This is a genomic window from Limisphaera sp. VF-2 (assembly GCF_049537125.1).
In the GTDB taxonomy this organism is placed as follows: domain Bacteria; phylum Verrucomicrobiota; class Verrucomicrobiia; order Limisphaerales; family Limisphaeraceae; genus Limisphaera.
In genome coordinates, this window is the sequence record NZ_JBMVQY010000002.1 from 484,824 (window position 1) to 500,619 (window position 15,796).

12 protein-coding genes are annotated in these 15,796 nt (G+C 66.5%); 7 read left to right on the forward strand and 5 right to left on the reverse strand.

Features of this window, described 5'->3' with window-relative positions; genetic code table 11:
• Positions 1–385: 385 nt before the first annotated feature.
• Positions 386–1,747 carry a Gfo/Idh/MocA family protein gene (locus ACPDIT_RS09305; RefSeq protein ID WP_423442927.1) on the reverse strand — a complete coding sequence of 454 codons (1,362 nt, stop codon included), beginning with the start codon at positions 1,745–1,747 and terminating at the stop codon, positions 386–388.
• A 1,407-nt stretch (positions 1,748–3,154) separates the two neighbouring features.
• Between ACPDIT_RS09305 and ACPDIT_RS09310 the strand changes: the two genes are divergently transcribed.
• From ACPDIT_RS09310 to ACPDIT_RS09325, 4 genes are all read left to right on the forward strand, one after another.
• Positions 3,155–4,207, forward strand: a complete 1,053-nt coding sequence (locus tag ACPDIT_RS09310; RefSeq protein ID WP_423442928.1) for a PQQ-binding-like beta-propeller repeat protein — start codon at positions 3,155–3,157, stop codon at positions 4,205–4,207.
• Positions 4,208–4,735: 528 nt separating this feature from the next.
• The gene (locus ACPDIT_RS09315) at positions 4,736–6,094 is read left to right on the forward strand and encodes a homoserine dehydrogenase (RefSeq protein ID WP_423442929.1); all 1,359 of its coding nucleotides are present in this window, start codon (positions 4,736–4,738) and stop codon (positions 6,092–6,094) included.
• A complete protein-coding gene (gene thrC / locus ACPDIT_RS09320) occupies positions 6,091–7,449 on the forward strand; it encodes a threonine synthase (protein ID WP_423442930.1) in 1,359 nt (452 codons plus the stop codon). The genes ACPDIT_RS09315 and thrC overlap by 4 nt, the downstream gene beginning before the upstream one ends.
• 98 nt (positions 7,450–7,547) lie before the next feature.
• Positions 7,548–8,729, forward strand: coding sequence for a diaminopimelate decarboxylase family protein (locus ACPDIT_RS09325; RefSeq protein WP_423442931.1), 1,182 nt, complete (start codon positions 7,548–7,550; stop codon positions 8,727–8,729).
• Positions 8,730–8,802: 73 nt separating this feature from the next.
• Here ACPDIT_RS09325 and ACPDIT_RS09330 read toward each other — a convergent pair whose 3' ends face one another.
• The 4 genes from ACPDIT_RS09330 to ACPDIT_RS09345 all read right to left on the reverse strand — a co-directional run bounded on the left by ACPDIT_RS09330 (position 8,803) and on the right by ACPDIT_RS09345 (position 12,498).
• Positions 8,803–9,450, reverse strand: coding sequence for a lysophospholipid acyltransferase family protein (locus ACPDIT_RS09330; protein ID WP_423442932.1), 648 nt, complete (start codon positions 9,448–9,450; stop codon positions 8,803–8,805).
• A complete protein-coding gene (gene cmk / locus ACPDIT_RS09335; protein ID WP_423442933.1) occupies positions 9,447–10,115 on the reverse strand; it encodes a (d)CMP kinase in 669 nt (222 codons plus the stop codon). The genes ACPDIT_RS09330 and cmk overlap by 4 nt, the downstream gene beginning before the upstream one ends.
• A gap of 42 nt (positions 10,116–10,157) precedes the next feature.
• Positions 10,158–11,528, reverse strand: coding sequence for a 3-phosphoshikimate 1-carboxyvinyltransferase (locus tag ACPDIT_RS09340; RefSeq protein WP_423442934.1), 1,371 nt, complete (start codon positions 11,526–11,528; stop codon positions 10,158–10,160).
• Positions 11,529–11,613: 85 nt separating this feature from the next.
• Positions 11,614–12,498 carry a prephenate dehydrogenase gene (locus tag ACPDIT_RS09345; protein ID WP_423442935.1) on the reverse strand — a complete coding sequence of 295 codons (885 nt, stop codon included), beginning with the start codon at positions 12,496–12,498 and terminating at the stop codon, positions 11,614–11,616.
• Between the two features lie 199 nt (positions 12,499–12,697).
• Here ACPDIT_RS09345 and hpf point away from each other — a divergent pair, with 199 nt between their 5' ends.
• From hpf to ACPDIT_RS09360, 3 genes are all read left to right on the forward strand, one after another.
• Positions 12,698–13,051, forward strand: coding sequence for a ribosome hibernation-promoting factor, HPF/YfiA family (gene hpf / locus ACPDIT_RS09350; RefSeq protein ID WP_423442936.1), 354 nt, complete (start codon positions 12,698–12,700; stop codon positions 13,049–13,051).
• A 222-nt stretch (positions 13,052–13,273) separates the two neighbouring features.
• Entirely contained in the window at positions 13,274–14,554 is a 1,281-nt protein-coding gene (locus ACPDIT_RS09355) for an amidohydrolase family protein (protein ID WP_423442937.1), read from the forward strand.
• Positions 14,551–15,789 (forward strand): aminotransferase class I/II-fold pyridoxal phosphate-dependent enzyme, encoded by a 1,239-nt coding sequence (locus ACPDIT_RS09360; RefSeq protein ID WP_423442938.1) that lies wholly within the window; start codon positions 14,551–14,553, stop codon positions 15,787–15,789. Before ACPDIT_RS09355 ends, ACPDIT_RS09360 begins: the two co-directional genes overlap by 4 nt.
• The last annotated feature ends 7 nt before the right edge of the window (positions 15,790–15,796 follow it).

Genomic DNA, 15,796 nt, shown 5'->3' on the forward strand with positions numbered 1-15,796 from the left:
GAGCAAAAACCTGCGGGCAAGATCGGACCTGCGGCGGTTCTGGCGGAATCGGAGTCAGGGGCTGCCCCGTGTTCCTCTCACCGCTTGGCGAGGCTTTCCGTCGAACTTTCCATGCGCCTGGTTCCAAAGAAGTCCGCGCGGTGCCTGGAACCGGCTTTCCCGGGGGCGGGCGGAAAAAGCGCAACGCGGAGATCTCTCTGCCCCCGTGCTCGTGGCTTGCACCTGTGCGGTCACAGCGGGACCCGTGTATGCCCGCACTGCGGACCTGGCCGACTTCGCAGCGGCGCGGGGCAGGGTTGGCGTCCAACCCCGCACAACGACGCCCGCTGGGGCAAGCCTTTCGCGGCCAACGTCCTGTGGTTGGCCTCCCCGCCCGCCGCGGCCGTTAGCTCAACCGGTATCGCCCGGGAATCGGCACTTCCGGGAAGGGAAGCGGCCCGAACTCGTATTTCTCCGGGCCGAGTCGCTGGTTGGAGTTCAAGATCGTGTCCCACTCCACGGTCTTGCCGCTGTAAGCCGACTCCCGACCCATGATGCCGGTGAGGGTGGATTCCGCGATGGCCTGGGCCTCGTTCAGGGGCTGGCCTGCACGAATGCTCTGAATCAGATCCAGATGCTCCTGTTCGTAGGCGTTGACCTCATCGCCGCGGAACCGCCAGCTCTCGCCTCCTTTGACCCGAATCCAGCTCTGGCAGTTGCTGGTCCCTTTGGTGCCCGCAATGAACTCGCCGACCAGATTGTCGCAGTGATCCATCTGCCGGCATTGACTGAACACGCGGATGCCGTTGGCGTATTCGTACTCGACGGCGAAATGATCGTAGATGTGGCCGTACGTGGGTCCGGGCGGCCGGGCCTGGCGCCCGCCCAGCGCCCGCGCCCGAATCGGATGATCGCCGATCACCCAGTTCATGATGTCCAGGTTGTGCACGTGTTGTTCCACGATGTGGTCCCCGGACAACCAGGTGAAGTAATTCCAGTTGCGGAGCTGCCACTCCATGTCGGTCCACTCCGGCCGGCGTTCGACCACCCAGATGACACCGCCGTTCCAGTAACAGGTTCCGTACATCAGCTCGCCCAGCGCCCCGTCGCGAATGCGTCGAATGGTTTCATTGTAACTGCGCATGTGCCGGCGCTGCGTGCCGGCGACGATGCCCAATCCCTTTTCCTTTGCCAGCCGGCCCGCCTCCATCACCAAACGCACCCCGGGCGGATCCACCGCAGCCGGTTTTTCCATGAACACGTGCTTGCCGGCCTGAATCGCCGCCATCAGGTGCCGCGGCCGAAAATGCGGCGGCTCGGCCAGGATCACGTAGTTGACCTCGGGAATGGCCAAGAGCTTCTGATATGCGTCAAAGCCCACAAAGCAGTGGTCATCCGGAACCCGGATGCCCACGCGGGCCAGATTCTGCCGACAATGGGCCAGTCGGTCGGGAAACACGTCCGCCAGCGCAATGACGGACACGTTTTTATGTCGGACCGCCGCGCCCTCCTTGACCGTTTCGGTGTGATAACCCTCGCGCGGATAGACCACTTCGGTGGCCACCCCGAGCGCATCGAGCACCGCCCCGCCCCCGCGCCCGCCGCAGCCGATCAACCCGATCCGGATGGGATCGTCCGGCTCGGCCCGGCTGGTGATCACGAACGGAAACTCCGTGATGGCCGCTGTGCCCGCCACTGCCAGGGAAGATCGTTTGAGGAAGGTGCGCCGGTCGATGCCCGGCTCCTGCTGGGTACCGTTGGTTTTCATAGGCTTTCCATCCGCTCGATTGCCACCCAACATGCGGGAACGCGTCGGCCCCTCCAAGTCAAAAGCGGCCGGCGTCCGGTCAAGGGAACGCAGTTCGGTCATATGGAGCGCCGGATTCAACGGTCCCCGTGGAGATGCGCTTTTCCCTTGGCTTTCTCGTGCTCGGCGGACCCGAAAATGCCGGAGAGCTTCCAAGGGACGTTCAGAATGTGAGAGACGCCGGACAGCCCACGTGCGGTGCCGAGGGCCCTCCCTGCAGCAACGGTGCGATCGGCTTGGTCCATAACAGGCCGAGGGAGATTCCTTTCGCGAGTCCCACCAAGAGCCGGAAAGTCTGGCGCCTCCCGCGCGCTTTGCGTTTGCTCCAACGGAGCGTGGATGCACCAGGCTCCATCCGGCGGCTTGGCCAAAACGAGATTCGTCGATTCTGCGTGAGCGGTTTCGACTTCCGTGCGCCTTCGGCGCGCCGGGTTCCTGAGGCGCCGCCCCGAGCCGGTGGACGGGATGCGCCTTTGGCGTGGGCTCGCCCCGTGCGGTCCGCCAACAACGAAGTTGAGGCGCTGACAAACCCTGACTGCGCCCACGCTGCGGGGGACAATGCTCCCAAAAGCAGCCTCAGCAAATTGAGTTCCTTCAAACCCATCAAGGATCGGAAGGGTCTTACGCATCCTGCGCGGTGAAGGTTTCCCCCATTGAGGTGCAGGGCCGCCGGCCCGGGACGCAGGCCCTGCCCGAAACCGCACTGCGCAATACCGGATCCATGGCTCCTCCTTCAGCAAGCCCTGGATCCGCCCCATCGGGGCGGGAATTCACCAGCCCAGGGCAATGCCCTCGGCAATCGGAAGGCCGTAATACATCGTGCCCTGAAGGGGCAGAACTCGGTGCGCACATGCCCTGATGCGATGGGGTCCTCGAGTTGCGCCCTTTCAGGGCGCGGTGGGTTTTGCGGACCGCATTCCCGGGGCGTTGCCCCGGGCTGTCGAATTGGTGCGCCTTCGGCGCCTAAATGGACCGTGCGATGCGTGGACCGCGGAGCGTGCATTTCGGTCTGCGGGCCCCAGATTCAGGGACTCTATGCGAATGTCGGTTTCCCCGGGTTCGCCCTGCCGAGGGTCACCGACATTCCGCCGAGGATTCTTGGTTGCCCCAAGAATGCGCCGCGGAGTTCAGCCCGGCACGGCCCGTTGGCCCGGCCGCAATCCCTCTGGCCCGCCCGTTACCTCGGCTTTCCCTCGCATCCTTCCGCGACCCTGCGCGTGGGGACCGTGCCCCGCCAAAAGGGTTGCCCGCCCGTCCGTCGCATTCTTAACTGACTGGGTCATGAGGCGACACTGGAGATCGGCGCGAGGAGGTCCGAGCACGCAACTCTGGGTCTGGGCCGCCGCTTGTCTGCTCCTCTGCACAAGTGTGGGCGCGCAGCCCCTGCTGCGCCCGGGCACGAACCTCTGGCAGGCAGCGTTGGGGGCCGGGAACCAATGCTCGCCTGCCATCGCTCCCGACGGCACGATCTACGTCGGCCTGTTCGATGGCCGGCTCGTGGCCTTCCGACCCGACGGCACCCGCAAATGGCAGTTCGCCACCGGCATGGAGATCCAATCCAGCCCCACGGTGGGCCCGGACGGCACCCTCTACTTCGGGTGTCGCGATCGACGGGTGTACGCGCTGAGCCCGGAAGGCGCGTTGAAATGGAGCTTTCGCACTGGTCAATGGGTGGACGCGTCTCCCGCACTCCTTGCCGACGGCACGATATGTTTCGGATCCTGGGACCAGCATTTTTACGCGCTTTCCCCCACGGGCCAGCTGCGATGGCGAGTCAAAGTCGCCGGTGAAATCTCCGGATCCGCCGCCGTCGGTCCGGATCAAACCCTGTACTTCGGCACTCATCTCGGCCGCCTCTATGCACTCAGCCCGGACGGCACGGAACGGTGGAGTTACCAGACCGAGGGCGCCATCCTCTCGAGCCCCGCCCTCGATTCGGAGGGACGAATCTACTTCACGACCGCACGCGGCCAACTGGTGGCCCTGGATCCCGACGGGCGTCTGCGCTGGGAAACCCGTACGGGGGGGATCACCGCCTCCTCGCCCGTCCTCGATCTGGACGGCAACGTGTACGTGGGCGTCAATCAGCACCTTTGCGCCTACGATCCCAACGGACGTCTGCTCTGGCGCTATGCCACCGGGGACGACATCGAAGCAGCCCCCACGGTTTGCGCCAACGGCACCCTTCTGGTCGGCAGCCGCGACGGCTCCCTCCATGCCGTCACCCCGGAAGGCCATTACAAATGGCACAATTGGCTTCAGGGCTTTATTCTCTCCACACCCGCCCTGGCCCGCGACGGCACCATCTACATCCTCACGTACTACGCCTTGCACGCGTTGCGCGCGGAAGCGCCCCTAGCCCCTTCTCCGTGGCCCACTTTCCAGGCCGATTCCCTCCGCACCGGTCGCGTGCGAAACTGAAAGCCCGCTCCTGGTTCACCCGAGGAGACAACCGCCCTGGCAGCCAAACCGGCCTCGGCCCCCGGCCTGCACTCCGCAAACTGCTCCAGAAGGCCGGGGGTGAAACCACGGCGGAGTCCCGTCTGCCCGTTGGCGGAGCTGAACGAGCGACCGGTCTTCGGTTTGCCGCAGCTTATGTTTTTGGCCCGTAGGTGAGGCACTGGTCGTGTGGAACCTGACTTGCCGCGGCCCCGTCCCGGACACAGGCAGGCGGAACGTTTCGGCCGGGATCAGGCGACAGCAATCGTGGGGACGGATTTGGGCGGCTGGCTTCGATTCGACGATGCCTCGAAGCCCCTCGAACCCCAAACAGAGGCCGGCAGCAAGGGCGAAACCGTGCCCGGGGCAGGCTGACGTCGGACTTTGCACGAGGGCTTGGGACAACAGCTGCTCGTCGCAAGCCCCGTTTTCCCAACGCGCCGGTTATTCGGGCTCTTCCCACAAAGGGATTGTCGGTGGAAAGCGTTCCCGGCAAGTTGAGCGGCCGTTATGGAAGTGCTGAACCTGGGCATGGTGGGCGGCGGCACCGTGGGCAGTGGTGTGTTTCACGCCCTGCAACGCAACGGGGAACTTTTGGCCGCCCGCATCGGAATACGGATCCAAGTCCGCAAAGTGGCGGTGAAAGCCGTGGACGAGCCGCGGCCCTATCCGATTCCGAGGTCGCTGCTTACCACCGACTGGCGCGAGGTGGTCGAGGACCCCAACGTCCATCTGGTGACGGAGTTGGTCGGCGGAACGACCGTGGCCCGGACGATCGTGCGGACGGCGCTGCGGTTGGGCAAGCCGGTGATCACGGCCAACAAGGCCCTGCTGTCGGCGCACGGCCCCGAACTGTTTGCCGAGGCGCGTGCGCACGGCACCAACCTCTATTACGAAGCCAGTGTCTGCGGCGGCATTCCCATCATCAAAGCGCTGCGGGAAGGTTTCGTGGGCAACCAGATCGTCGCCCTGTACGGCATCGTGAACGGCACCTGCAATTACATCCTCACCCGAATGGCCCGGGAACAGGCGGATTTTGCCACCGTCCTGGCCGAGGCCCAGCGCGAGGGCTACGCGGAAACGCCGCCGGATCTGGACATTGACGGCCATGACGCTCAACACAAAACGGGCATCCTGGCCTCGCTGGCACACGGCTTCTGGGTTCCACCCTCGCAAATCCATGTGGAGGGGATTCGTTCCGTGACGCTCCTGGACCTGCAGTTCGCCGCGCAACTGGGTTACAGCATCAAACTGTTGGGCATCGTGAAACGGCTCGACGGCGCCGCGCCCGGGCGGGGTCGGGGTCCGGCCATTCAGGTGGCGGTGTACCCGGCCTTGATTCCAACCGGGCACGTGTTGGCCGGCGTCCAGGGAGTGTACAATGCCGTGCTGGTGCGGGGCGACGTGGTGGGGGACACGCTGTTTTACGGACGCGGCGCCGGGAAGGACGCCACGGCCAGCGCGGTGCTGAGCGATCTGGCCGACGCGGCGCTGGATCTGAGATTTGGCAGCCGACAGCGCCGCCCGGCCTTCGTGGAACAGACGCCCGGTGGGCGTGTGGTCCCGATGGAGCAGGTGGTGAGCCGCTCTTTTGTGCGCCTGAGCGTGGTGGACCGACCGGGAGTCCTGGCCCGGATCGCCGCCGTGTTCGGACAGGCGCGCATCGGCATCGCTTCGGTGATCCAGCCGGAGGGGCACACCGGCGAGGTGGTGCCGTTGATCTTCATGCTGCATGAAGCCCCCGACGGGGCGGTCTGTCGCGCCCTGGCCCGGATTGCGCGGCTGCCGGTGGTCAAAGCTCCGCCCGTGCGCTTCCGCGTAGAACCGCTGGACCAGGACGGGCCATCGAATCCGAACGCGGGCGCATGATCCGGTACTTCAGCACCAACGAACAGGCTCCTCCGGTGGGGCTGCGGGAAGCCCTCTGGCGCGGGCAGGCGCCGGACCGGGGCTTGTACCTGCCCGAGCATTTCCCCCAATTGGACCGGCCCACGCGCGCCTGGATGCGGGAGGCCTCGTATCCGGAGATTGCGGCGCGCGTGCTGCAACCCTACGTGGCCGGTCTGCTCCGTGAGGAAGAGCTGCTTCAGATCTGTCGGGAGGCCTACGATTTTCCCGTGCCCTTGGAACCGGTTCGCGGCCAGTCCCGGGTTTTCATCCTGCGGTTGGATCGGGGCCCCACGGCTTCGTTCAAGGACTTCGCCGCCCGCTGGATGGCTCGCGTGTTGGGTCGGCTGGTGCAGCAGGAGGGCCGGCCGCTCACCATTCTGACCGCAACCAGCGGCGACACGGGCTCGGCCGTGGCCAGCGCCTTCCATGGCGTACCCGGCATTCGTGTCGTGGTGCTGTTCCCGCGCGGAGAAGTCAGCGACCGTCAACGCCGGCAGATGACCACGCTGGGCGGCAACATTCATGCCGTGGCGATCGAGGGCAAGTTCGACGACTGTCAGGCGATGGTCAAACAGGCCTTCGCCGATCCCGGCTTGCAATCGCTGCAGCTTTCGTCCGCCAACTCCATCAACATCGGCCGACTCCTGCCCCAGATGGTTTATTACTTCTATGCGGCCAGTCGGGTGGCCGACGTGGACGAGCCGGTGCTGCTGGTGGTGCCCAGCGGGAATTTTGGCAACATGATGGGCGCCGTGATTGCGCGTCGCATGGGCCTGCCCGTGCACCGCCTGCTGGTGCCCGTCAACGGGAATGACGAGTTCCCCCGCTACCTGGCCACGGGCCGCTACGAGAAAGTGGAACCGTCGCGGGCCTGCTTGTCGAACGCGATGAACGTCGGACACCCCAGCAACCTGGCTCGCTTGGTCGCGGTGTACGGTGGCCGCATGGGTGAAACCGGGCGCGTGCATCGCGAACCCGACTGGGCGAGGTTGCGACGGGAGCTGTGGAGTATTTCCGTGTCCGATGAAGAAACCCGGGCCGCCATCCGGGCTGCCTGGTCCGAACATGGTTTGCTTCTCGAGCCTCACGGGGCCGTGGCATGGCACGGTTATCAACAATACCGGCAGGAAGAGCCGTTCGGCGATCTGCCTGCCCTTGTGCTGGAGACGGCCCACCCGGCCAAGTTTCCCGAGGAAATCGAGCGACTCCTGGGGTTCCGCCCCGAGGCCCCCGCCAGCCTGGCCGGTTTGGATCAGCGCCCGGAGTCGTACGACCGGTTGCCCCCCCGCTACGAGGTATTCCGCGATTATCTCCGGGCCCTGCCCGCCCCCTGAGCCCGCGCGTCGTGTCCTCTCGAGCGCCCAGCACGCATCCCGTCTCCCAGACCCGCTTCGAGGTCCCGGTCAGGACCGGGCGTTTTTGGATCCGCCTCGTGCGACCGCTGCTCGCCCGGGAACCCACGCCGTTCTACTTGTTCTCGGTTGTGCCGGTGCAGGAAGCGCTGGAAGCCCTGGAAAACAGCTTGACCGGATTACCCGTGCGCTGCTGGTTCTCGGCGAAGACGCAGCCCCTGCCCCCGTTGTGGCGATGGTGGAAAGACCTGGGCCGGCCCATCGAGGTGGTCAGCGCATTTGAATTGCAGGCTGCGCTTGCGGCGGGGTTTGCTCCCGATCGAATTCTGATCAACGGTCCGGCCAAGCACCACTGGTTGCCGCGGTTCGGGCAGCGCGGCTTCTGGGTCAATCTCGATTCGCCGGCGGAGGCCGTGGCGCTGACACCCCTGGCCCTGCGGCGAGACTGGCAACTGGGCCTGCGCCTGCATCTACCAGCGGAACACGGTCGCGCAAGTTCCTCCGATTCGAGCCAGTTCGGGATGGATCCCTCGGCCGCGGCGCTCGTTTTGCGTCAGCTCCGCCGCCGCGGTGTCGAACCCGTGGTGTTGCATTTTCATCTGGGCACCCAGGTCCCCTCGGTGGCCCGCTACGCCCGGGCCCTTGAGGAGGCGGCTCGAGTGTGTCGCCGCTGTGGTTGGCACCCGCGCTACGTGGATTGTGGCGGCGGGTGGCCGTCCGAATTCACATGGGACCGAACCGGCCGGCCCATGGCGCGGGATTTTTCGCTGCAGGCCATGGCCCGGGTATTGGCCCGTGCGCGTTCCTGGTTTCCACGCCTGGAGGAATACTGGCTTGAAAACGGGCGATGGTTGACCGCGGGCAGTGGGGTGCTGGTGGTGAAGATTCTGGATGTCAAACAGCGCCGCGGATTGCGCTATTTGATCTGCGACGGGGGCCGCACCTTGCATGCGCTGGTGGCCACCTGGGAGCAGCATCCGCTGCTTGCCATCCCCACCCGCAAGGGCCGACGGATGTTAACCTCCGTCGCCGGCCCCACCTGCATGGCCTTTGACCAGTTGGCTCTCGGGTACATGCCGATTGGGTTGCGACCCGGCGATCGTCTGGTGTGGCTGGGTGCCGGAGCGTATCACCTTTCTTGGGAAACCCGGTTTTCTCATGGTTTGGCCGCCGTGTACTGGCACGACGGTCGCGAGATTCACCAGGTCCGTCCCCCCGAGACATTCGAGGATTGGTGGGGTCGCTGGGCGCCGGTACCCTGAGTGGTCGGGGCTGCGCCCTGTTGCCGCGGCCGATTGCCACGGGTTCGCCGGCCCCGCGGGTGGAGCAGGGGGATCAATCGCCCAACGCCCGGACCGCCTCGAGCCATTGCCCGGCGATTTCCTGATAGATGGCCTTGAGGCGCACACGATCGGCGGTCCGGGCCTCTTGGCGCAGGTTTTCGAAGGTCATCGGGGTCCCGAAAATGATGCGCACCGGCCGGGGCCGGGGCCAACGAAGATGTCGTCCGTAGGCTTCGAACGTGCCGCAGATTCGCACGGGCACCACGGGCGCGGCACTGCGCACCACCAAGAGACCCAGTCCCGCTTCGGCTGGATGGATCCGGCCGTCCGCACTTCTTGTGCCTTCAGGGAACAACAGGACGGCTGCGCCCGCCTGCAAATGCTGGAGCAGGGTGCGCAGCCCGGCCGGGGTGGCGGCCTCCCGATCCACGGGAATGCAGTGGCACCGTCGCAGGAGCCAACCCATGGGCGGAAAACGAAACAAACTTTTCCGGGCCAAATAGGTCACCGGACGGGGCAGAGCGGCCCCTACCAACGGCGGATCCAGAAAGCTGGCATGGTTCGGGGCCAGAATGACCCCGCCCGTGCGGGGCACGCGGTCCACATGCTCCACCCGCCACCGAAAATACCACCGGAACAGACCCCGGCAGAGCAGCCAGCCGACCCTGTAAAACGCGTCCATCCGGGTGGGCTCGCTCATGAAGCACTGCGCGCCTTTTGCCGTGCGGCCAGCCGCTGACGGATGTCTTCCAGGATCAGGGCGCTGGTTTGCTCGGGGGTCATCTGCGAGTTGTTGATGACCCGTGCCCCCAGGGGCACCATCAGGGGAGCCACGGCCCGCTGGCTGTCGCGCTGGTCACGGGCGGCGAGGTTTTCCTGAATTCCCTCGGCGGCCCGTCGCCGGCTGCGTTCTTCGAGGCTGGCATCCAGGAAGTATTTGAACTCGGTTTCCGGAAATACGTTCGTGCCGATGTCCCGTCCTTCCATGACCAGATTGCCGAAGCGGATGCACTCGCGCTGCTTGCGTTTCATCCACTGACGCACCGCCGGCACAGCCGCCACGTGGGGCACGGCCGCACTGACCTCGGCCGTGCGGATCTCCTTCTCCGGATAGTAACCGTCCACCAGCAGGCGCACCTGCCCGTCCACGCAGCGCAACTCCGTTTTCCACCGACGACACGCGCGGGCCACGGCCCTGGGATCGTGCACATCCACGCCGTTCTTCAAACAGTACCAGGCCAGCGTCCGGTACATGGCCCCCGTGTCCACGTACACAAACCCCAGGGCCCGAGCGACCAGGCGGGCGTTGGTGCTTTTGCCGCTGGCACTGGTGCCGTCAATGGCAATGACGATCGGTTCTTCCAAGGTCTCCCTTCGCTTCCCGAACCCGGCGCGCAGGGGGCCGGGTCACCGTTCGTATTCCTCCACGATCAGCCTGCGGGCTTCCAACCATTGGCCCGTGGCCGCATCCCGGATGCGCACCCCCAGGCCCGCGGGAGGTGGCGCAGCCAGTTTGGCGAAGAAATTCGGAAACGTCTTGGCCACGCAGGCCGGATTCTGAATCCGGATGCCCCCGACTTTCAATCCCAGAATCGCAAAGCACATGGCCATGCGATGATCCTGGTACGTCTGAATCTCGGCGCCGTGCAGCGCGGAAGGCCACACCGTGAGCGTGTCGCCCGCCTCTTCGACCCGCGCACCGCACCGCCGTAGTTCCGTGCGCAGGGCCGCCACCCGTTCGCACTCCTGCAGCCGCAGCCGGCCCAGATCCGTGAACCGACACACCACGCCGCACAAGGGCGCCATCACGATCGCCGTCATGATGGCATCGCCCAGGTCGCGCTGCCGCGAAATCTCCACCTCCATTGCATGTGCCCGCCCTTCCACCGCGCGCCCGGCCGCCACCAGGGTCTGCCAGACGCCGGGAAACCGCGCGTCCACCTGCAGGTCCGGCGCCGGCCAGTGCCGGACCTGAACCGGCCAGCGCAGCGGATCCAGCATGGCCGGATCTCGGTCCAACTGGTGCCGCAACCAACCCGGGTCGTTGGCCGCCCAAAAGTAACTGCCGCTGGAAGCATCCGGCTCCACGGCGAACACGCCCCCGTCCCGGGGAAACCGGTCGCGCAGCTTCAACGTCATTGCCACGTAGGGCGATTCCTCGGGGTTCTCGCCCGTGACCTCCACCGTCCAGCCCGCCCACGGCGCGCAAAGCAGCAGCGCCGAGGCAAACTGCGAACTCTCCGCGATGGTCACCGTGCAGGCACCGGGCCGTGGTCCGGCCGCGTGAATCACCGCTGGCAGCCGGTCCGCCACGCTATCGATGCGGCAGCCCAACTGACGCAACGCCGCAAACAACGGAGCCTGGGGCCGTTGATGCATCCGCTCCGTGCCCCAGAGGCGGTAGCTTCCCCGGCCCAGGGCCGTCAGCGCCGCCAAAAACCGGGCGGCGGTCCCTGCATTGCCCACGTACAATTCCAACGGTCGATCCGGGGTCCCCGCGCGCGGGATTTCGCCCCCCCGACCGCGCACATGAATGCGGCGGTTGCACGGTTCCTCGGGATCCGGTTCCACGGCCAACTCGAATCCCAACCGGCGCAGCGCCTCCACCATGATGCGGGTGTCTTCGCTCCAAAGGGCCCCCGTCAAGGTCACTTCCCCGCGGCTCAGCGCGGCCAACACCAGCGCCCGGTTGGTCACACTCTTGGACCCGGGCACGGTCACGCGCGCTTCCACGATCCCGGGCAAGGGTTCGATTTCGATGCAATCCGGCAAACCCATGGTTGGTTTGACGCGGCTCAGAGTTGGGTCCGGGCTGCAGGCTGCCCGCCGCCCGGGTCCTCCGGTTCGGCGGCGGTGTCGCGCTTCATTCGGAGGAGGGCGACGCGTTGCCCGCACACCAGGCATCGCGACGCGCCTTGGCCATTTGAAAGAATTTCAGGAGCGCGTCCCCGTCCCCTCGGGCCAGCCAGGTTCGCACCCCTTCCAAATGCCGCACCAGCTCCTGCAGCGCCCGGTCCAAATGACGTCGGTTGGCCAGTGCAATGTCGCGCCACATCTCGGGCGACCCCGAGGCCACTCGCGTCGTATCGCGAAACCCCGTGGCGCAGAGGGCGGCCTGATGGGGCGGCCGCCCCGGCCCCAGCACCAGGGCGGCCAGCGCCGCCGCCGTGACGTGCGGCAGGTGGCTCGAACGGCTCACCAGACGGTCGTGTTCCTCCGGAGATAACTCCAACAACCGACAGCCCACCCCGCGCCAAAGACGGCGCACCTGCCGGAGTGCTTTCGGCGCCGTGCGCGCCGTGGGCGTCACCACGCTCACCGCTCCCTCGAACAAATCCGGATGGGCCGCACGCACGCCGCTCCGCTCATTGCCCGCCATCGGATGGCTGCCCACAAAAAACGCGCCGGCACGGGCGATGACGGGCTCCAGCGCCCGTACCACCCCGGCTTTGACGCTGCCCACGTCGGTCACCACCGCGCCCCGTTTCAAGGCTGCCGCCATGGCCCTTGCCAGCGCCGGCATCTGCCCCAACGGCGTGCACAAAACCACCAGATCCGCCCCGGCCACCGCGCGCGCCAAATCCAGCGTGGCCTCGTCCACCGCACCCGCCTGGAGACACTCCGCCACCGCTGATTCGCGCCGCACGTAGCCGATGACTTCCCGGGCCAAGCGACGTTGCTTCAAGGCCATGCCCAGCGAGCCCCCCAACAGGCCCACCCCGATCAGGCTGACTCTCTTCCATTGCACGCCCGCAAGTTAGAAAAAGCCCGGCTGCCGAAAAAAGCAAAACCCGCACCCCTGCGCAGGCCCCTGCCGCCGCGCAAGCCCCGTCCGGTGATCCCGCAGGTCCGGCGTCCCCGATCCGCGCGAGCTTCGCGCCGCGGCGTTTGCGCGCCGCGCCACTTTGACTGGATTTTTCGGCCGGCGGATCCATAGTTGCAGCGGTATGAAGCTGGTTCTGTCGACACACAACCTCACCCTCACCGAGGCGATCGAAAACCATGTTATCAGCAAACTCGAAAAACTCGCCCGCCTCCAACAACGTGCCGTGGAGGCCCGCGTCCTGCTCGAACGCGACCACGCCCGGGCCCAGGAGCAGCAGTTCATCTGTTCGATCCGACTCGGTGTGCGGGGCCCCGACCTGTTCGCCGAGGATTGTGAGAGCGACCTGTACGCCGCCATCGACAAGGTGATCAAAAAACTCGAGCAGCAGATTCGCACCCGGCACAACAAACAGAAGGCCCGCAAACACAAACAAGCCGCCGAGACGAAGCGCCGCCGCCAGGAGGCTGCCCTGTAATGGCGCCCCGGTGTTCGCGCGGTCCGACCCGTTTCCGTGGACGGGGGAACGCCGAGCCCACGGTCCCGCTCCACGGCCGTGCTGCCGGCGGTTCGCTGGTTCGACACGCAAAGCGAGTCCTGCTCTGGCGTCGCCGTTTGTGACGCAGGTGCCCCCCGTCCAACTCAACTCGGCTTGGAGATCTCCCGGCCCCTGACCTGCCCGGCTTCCCGACCCATGATCGTGCGTGCGGCATGGATCCTGACCATGGCCGGCCCGCCCCTGGCCGACGGCGCCATCCGCATCCGCGACGGTTGCATCGAACAAGTCGCACCGTGGAAAGCGATGCGGCGCAGCGCCCGCGAAACGGTCATCGACCTCGGTCAGGCTCTCGTGCTTCCGGGTCTCCTCAATGCCCATTGCCATCTCGATTACACCGACATGGCCGGGATGCTGCCTCCGCAGCGGCAGTTTACCGACTGGATCAAATTGATCACCTCGGCCAAGGCAGAGTGGAGCCTGGACGATTTCCGACGCTCCTGGCTCCACGGAGCCGCCATGCTCCTGCGCAGCGGCACGACCACCGTCGCGGACGTCGAAGCCATCCCCGACCTGTTGCCCGATTGCTGGGCCCGCACCCCGCTGCGGATCTTCTCATTCTTGGAAATGACGGGCATTCGTGCCCGCAAAGAACCCCGCCAGGTCCTGGCCGAGGCCGAAGCCGTCCTGCATCGCCTCCCCCAGGGCCGTTGCCGGGCGGGTCTCTCGCCCCACGCCCCTTATTCCACGCGGCCGGCCCTCCTGACCCTGGTGGCCAACCGGGCGCGAAGCCACGGACTGCGGGTCACCATCCACGTGGCCGAGTCGGAGGAGGAGTATCAAATGTTCCGCCACGCGCGCGGGCCCATGTTCGACTGGTTGCTCCGCAACGAACGCGACATGAGCGACTGTGGCGGCATTACGCCGGTGCAACATCTGCACCGGACCGGCCTGCTGGGCCCTCACCTCCTCGCCGTTCACGCCAACTATCTTGGCCCCGGCGACGCTTCCCTCCTGGCCCGACACAGCGTCACGGTGGTGCACTGCCCGCGCAGCCATCGTTACTTCGGTCACCGACCCTTCCCCTGGCGCCGGCTTCTCCGTGCCGGCGTCAACCTTTGCCTCGGCACCGACAGCCTGGCCACGGTGCTGAAGCAGGGGCGGCACCCCCCGGAGCTGAGCCTGTTCGAGGAACTCCACGAGGTGCGAACCCGCCAGCCCTGGCTGGGCCCCCAACGCCTCTTGCGCATGGTCACCGTCAATCCTGCGCGGGCCCTGGGTTTGGAGGGACAAGCCGGACAGATCATCCCCGGGGCGTGGGCGGACCTGACTGCGTTGCCGGCGGCCGGCGTGCGATTCGCCCGCGATGCCTGGCACGCCGCCGCCGAACACCGGGGGCCGGTCCTGGCTGCGTTCATTGCCGGGATTCAGGTTTGGCCCGCCGCCGACCCGGTGCCCTCCAGGTCCACCCTCACACCCTCATGAGCGCGGCATGGGAACAGGAACTGGACGCGGAGCTGACCCGGCTGCAACAGCAGGGCTTGCTGCGCCAGTTGCAACCCGTCGCCGGAACGGACGGCCGCCGCCTTGAAATCGAGGGACACTCCTTCGTGAACTTTGCGTCCAACGATTACCTTGCGCTGGCCCGCCACCCGGCTCTGCAGGAAGCCGCCGTTCGCGCACTCCGACAGTGGGGTGCCGGCAGCACCGCGTCGCGATTGGTCTGTGGCTCCCTCCGGATTCATCATGACCTGGAGGCGCGACTGGCCGCCTTCAAGGGCACCGCAGCGGCGCTGAGCTTCGCCTCCGGTTATGCCACGGCGCTCGGCACCATCCCCGCCCTGGTGGAACGCGGGGATTTCGTGTTGCTGGACCGACTGGCCCATGCGTGCCTGGTGGACGGCGCCCGGCTTTCGGGTGCCACGCTGCGCGTTTTTCGCCACAATGACCTCGACGACCTCGATCGATTGCTCCGCTGGGCCGATGCGCAGCGCTCCGCCGCAGCCTCCAGGCCGCGGCCTCCCCGCGTTCTTGTGATCACGGAATCCGTGTTCAGTATGGATGGCGACCGGGCGCCGTTGCGCGCCATCGTCGAGTTGAAAGACCGCTACGGGGCCTGGCTCATGGTGGACGAAGCCCATGCCACCGGCCTGTTCGGCCCCCGGGGAGAGGGCTTGATTGCTGCCGAGGGACTGACGGATCGCGTCGAGGTTCAAATGGGCACCTTGGGCAAAGCGCTCGGCAGTGCGGGCGGGTTCATCGCCGGTTCCGCGCGCCTCATCCACTGGCTCGTCCAGCGCGCCCGCAGTTTCATGTTCAGCACCGCGCCCCCTCCAGCCCAGGCCGCCGCCGCCCTCGCGGCCCTGGAGCTGCTGCAAACACCCGAAGGCGCCCAACGCCGGGATCGGCTGTGGCACAACGTGCACACTGCCGCGGCCCCGTTGCCGGACGGCTCGTCACCGTGGCCGGGGCTCGTGGTTCCCCCGCCAAGCGCCATCCTGCCCCGGATTCTCGGCTCCAACGACGCTGCCCTCCGCTGCGCGCAAGCAGCCCGCCAGGCCGGCCTCTTCATCCCCGCCATTCGATATCCAGCCGTCAGCCGCGGTACCGCACGCCTTCGCATCACCATCACCGCCGCGCACCAACCGGAGGACCTGGCCCGCTTGCGGTCGTTTCTGGCAACCCTCACGACGGCGTCTGGGGACAACGACGCAACCTGACCGAGTT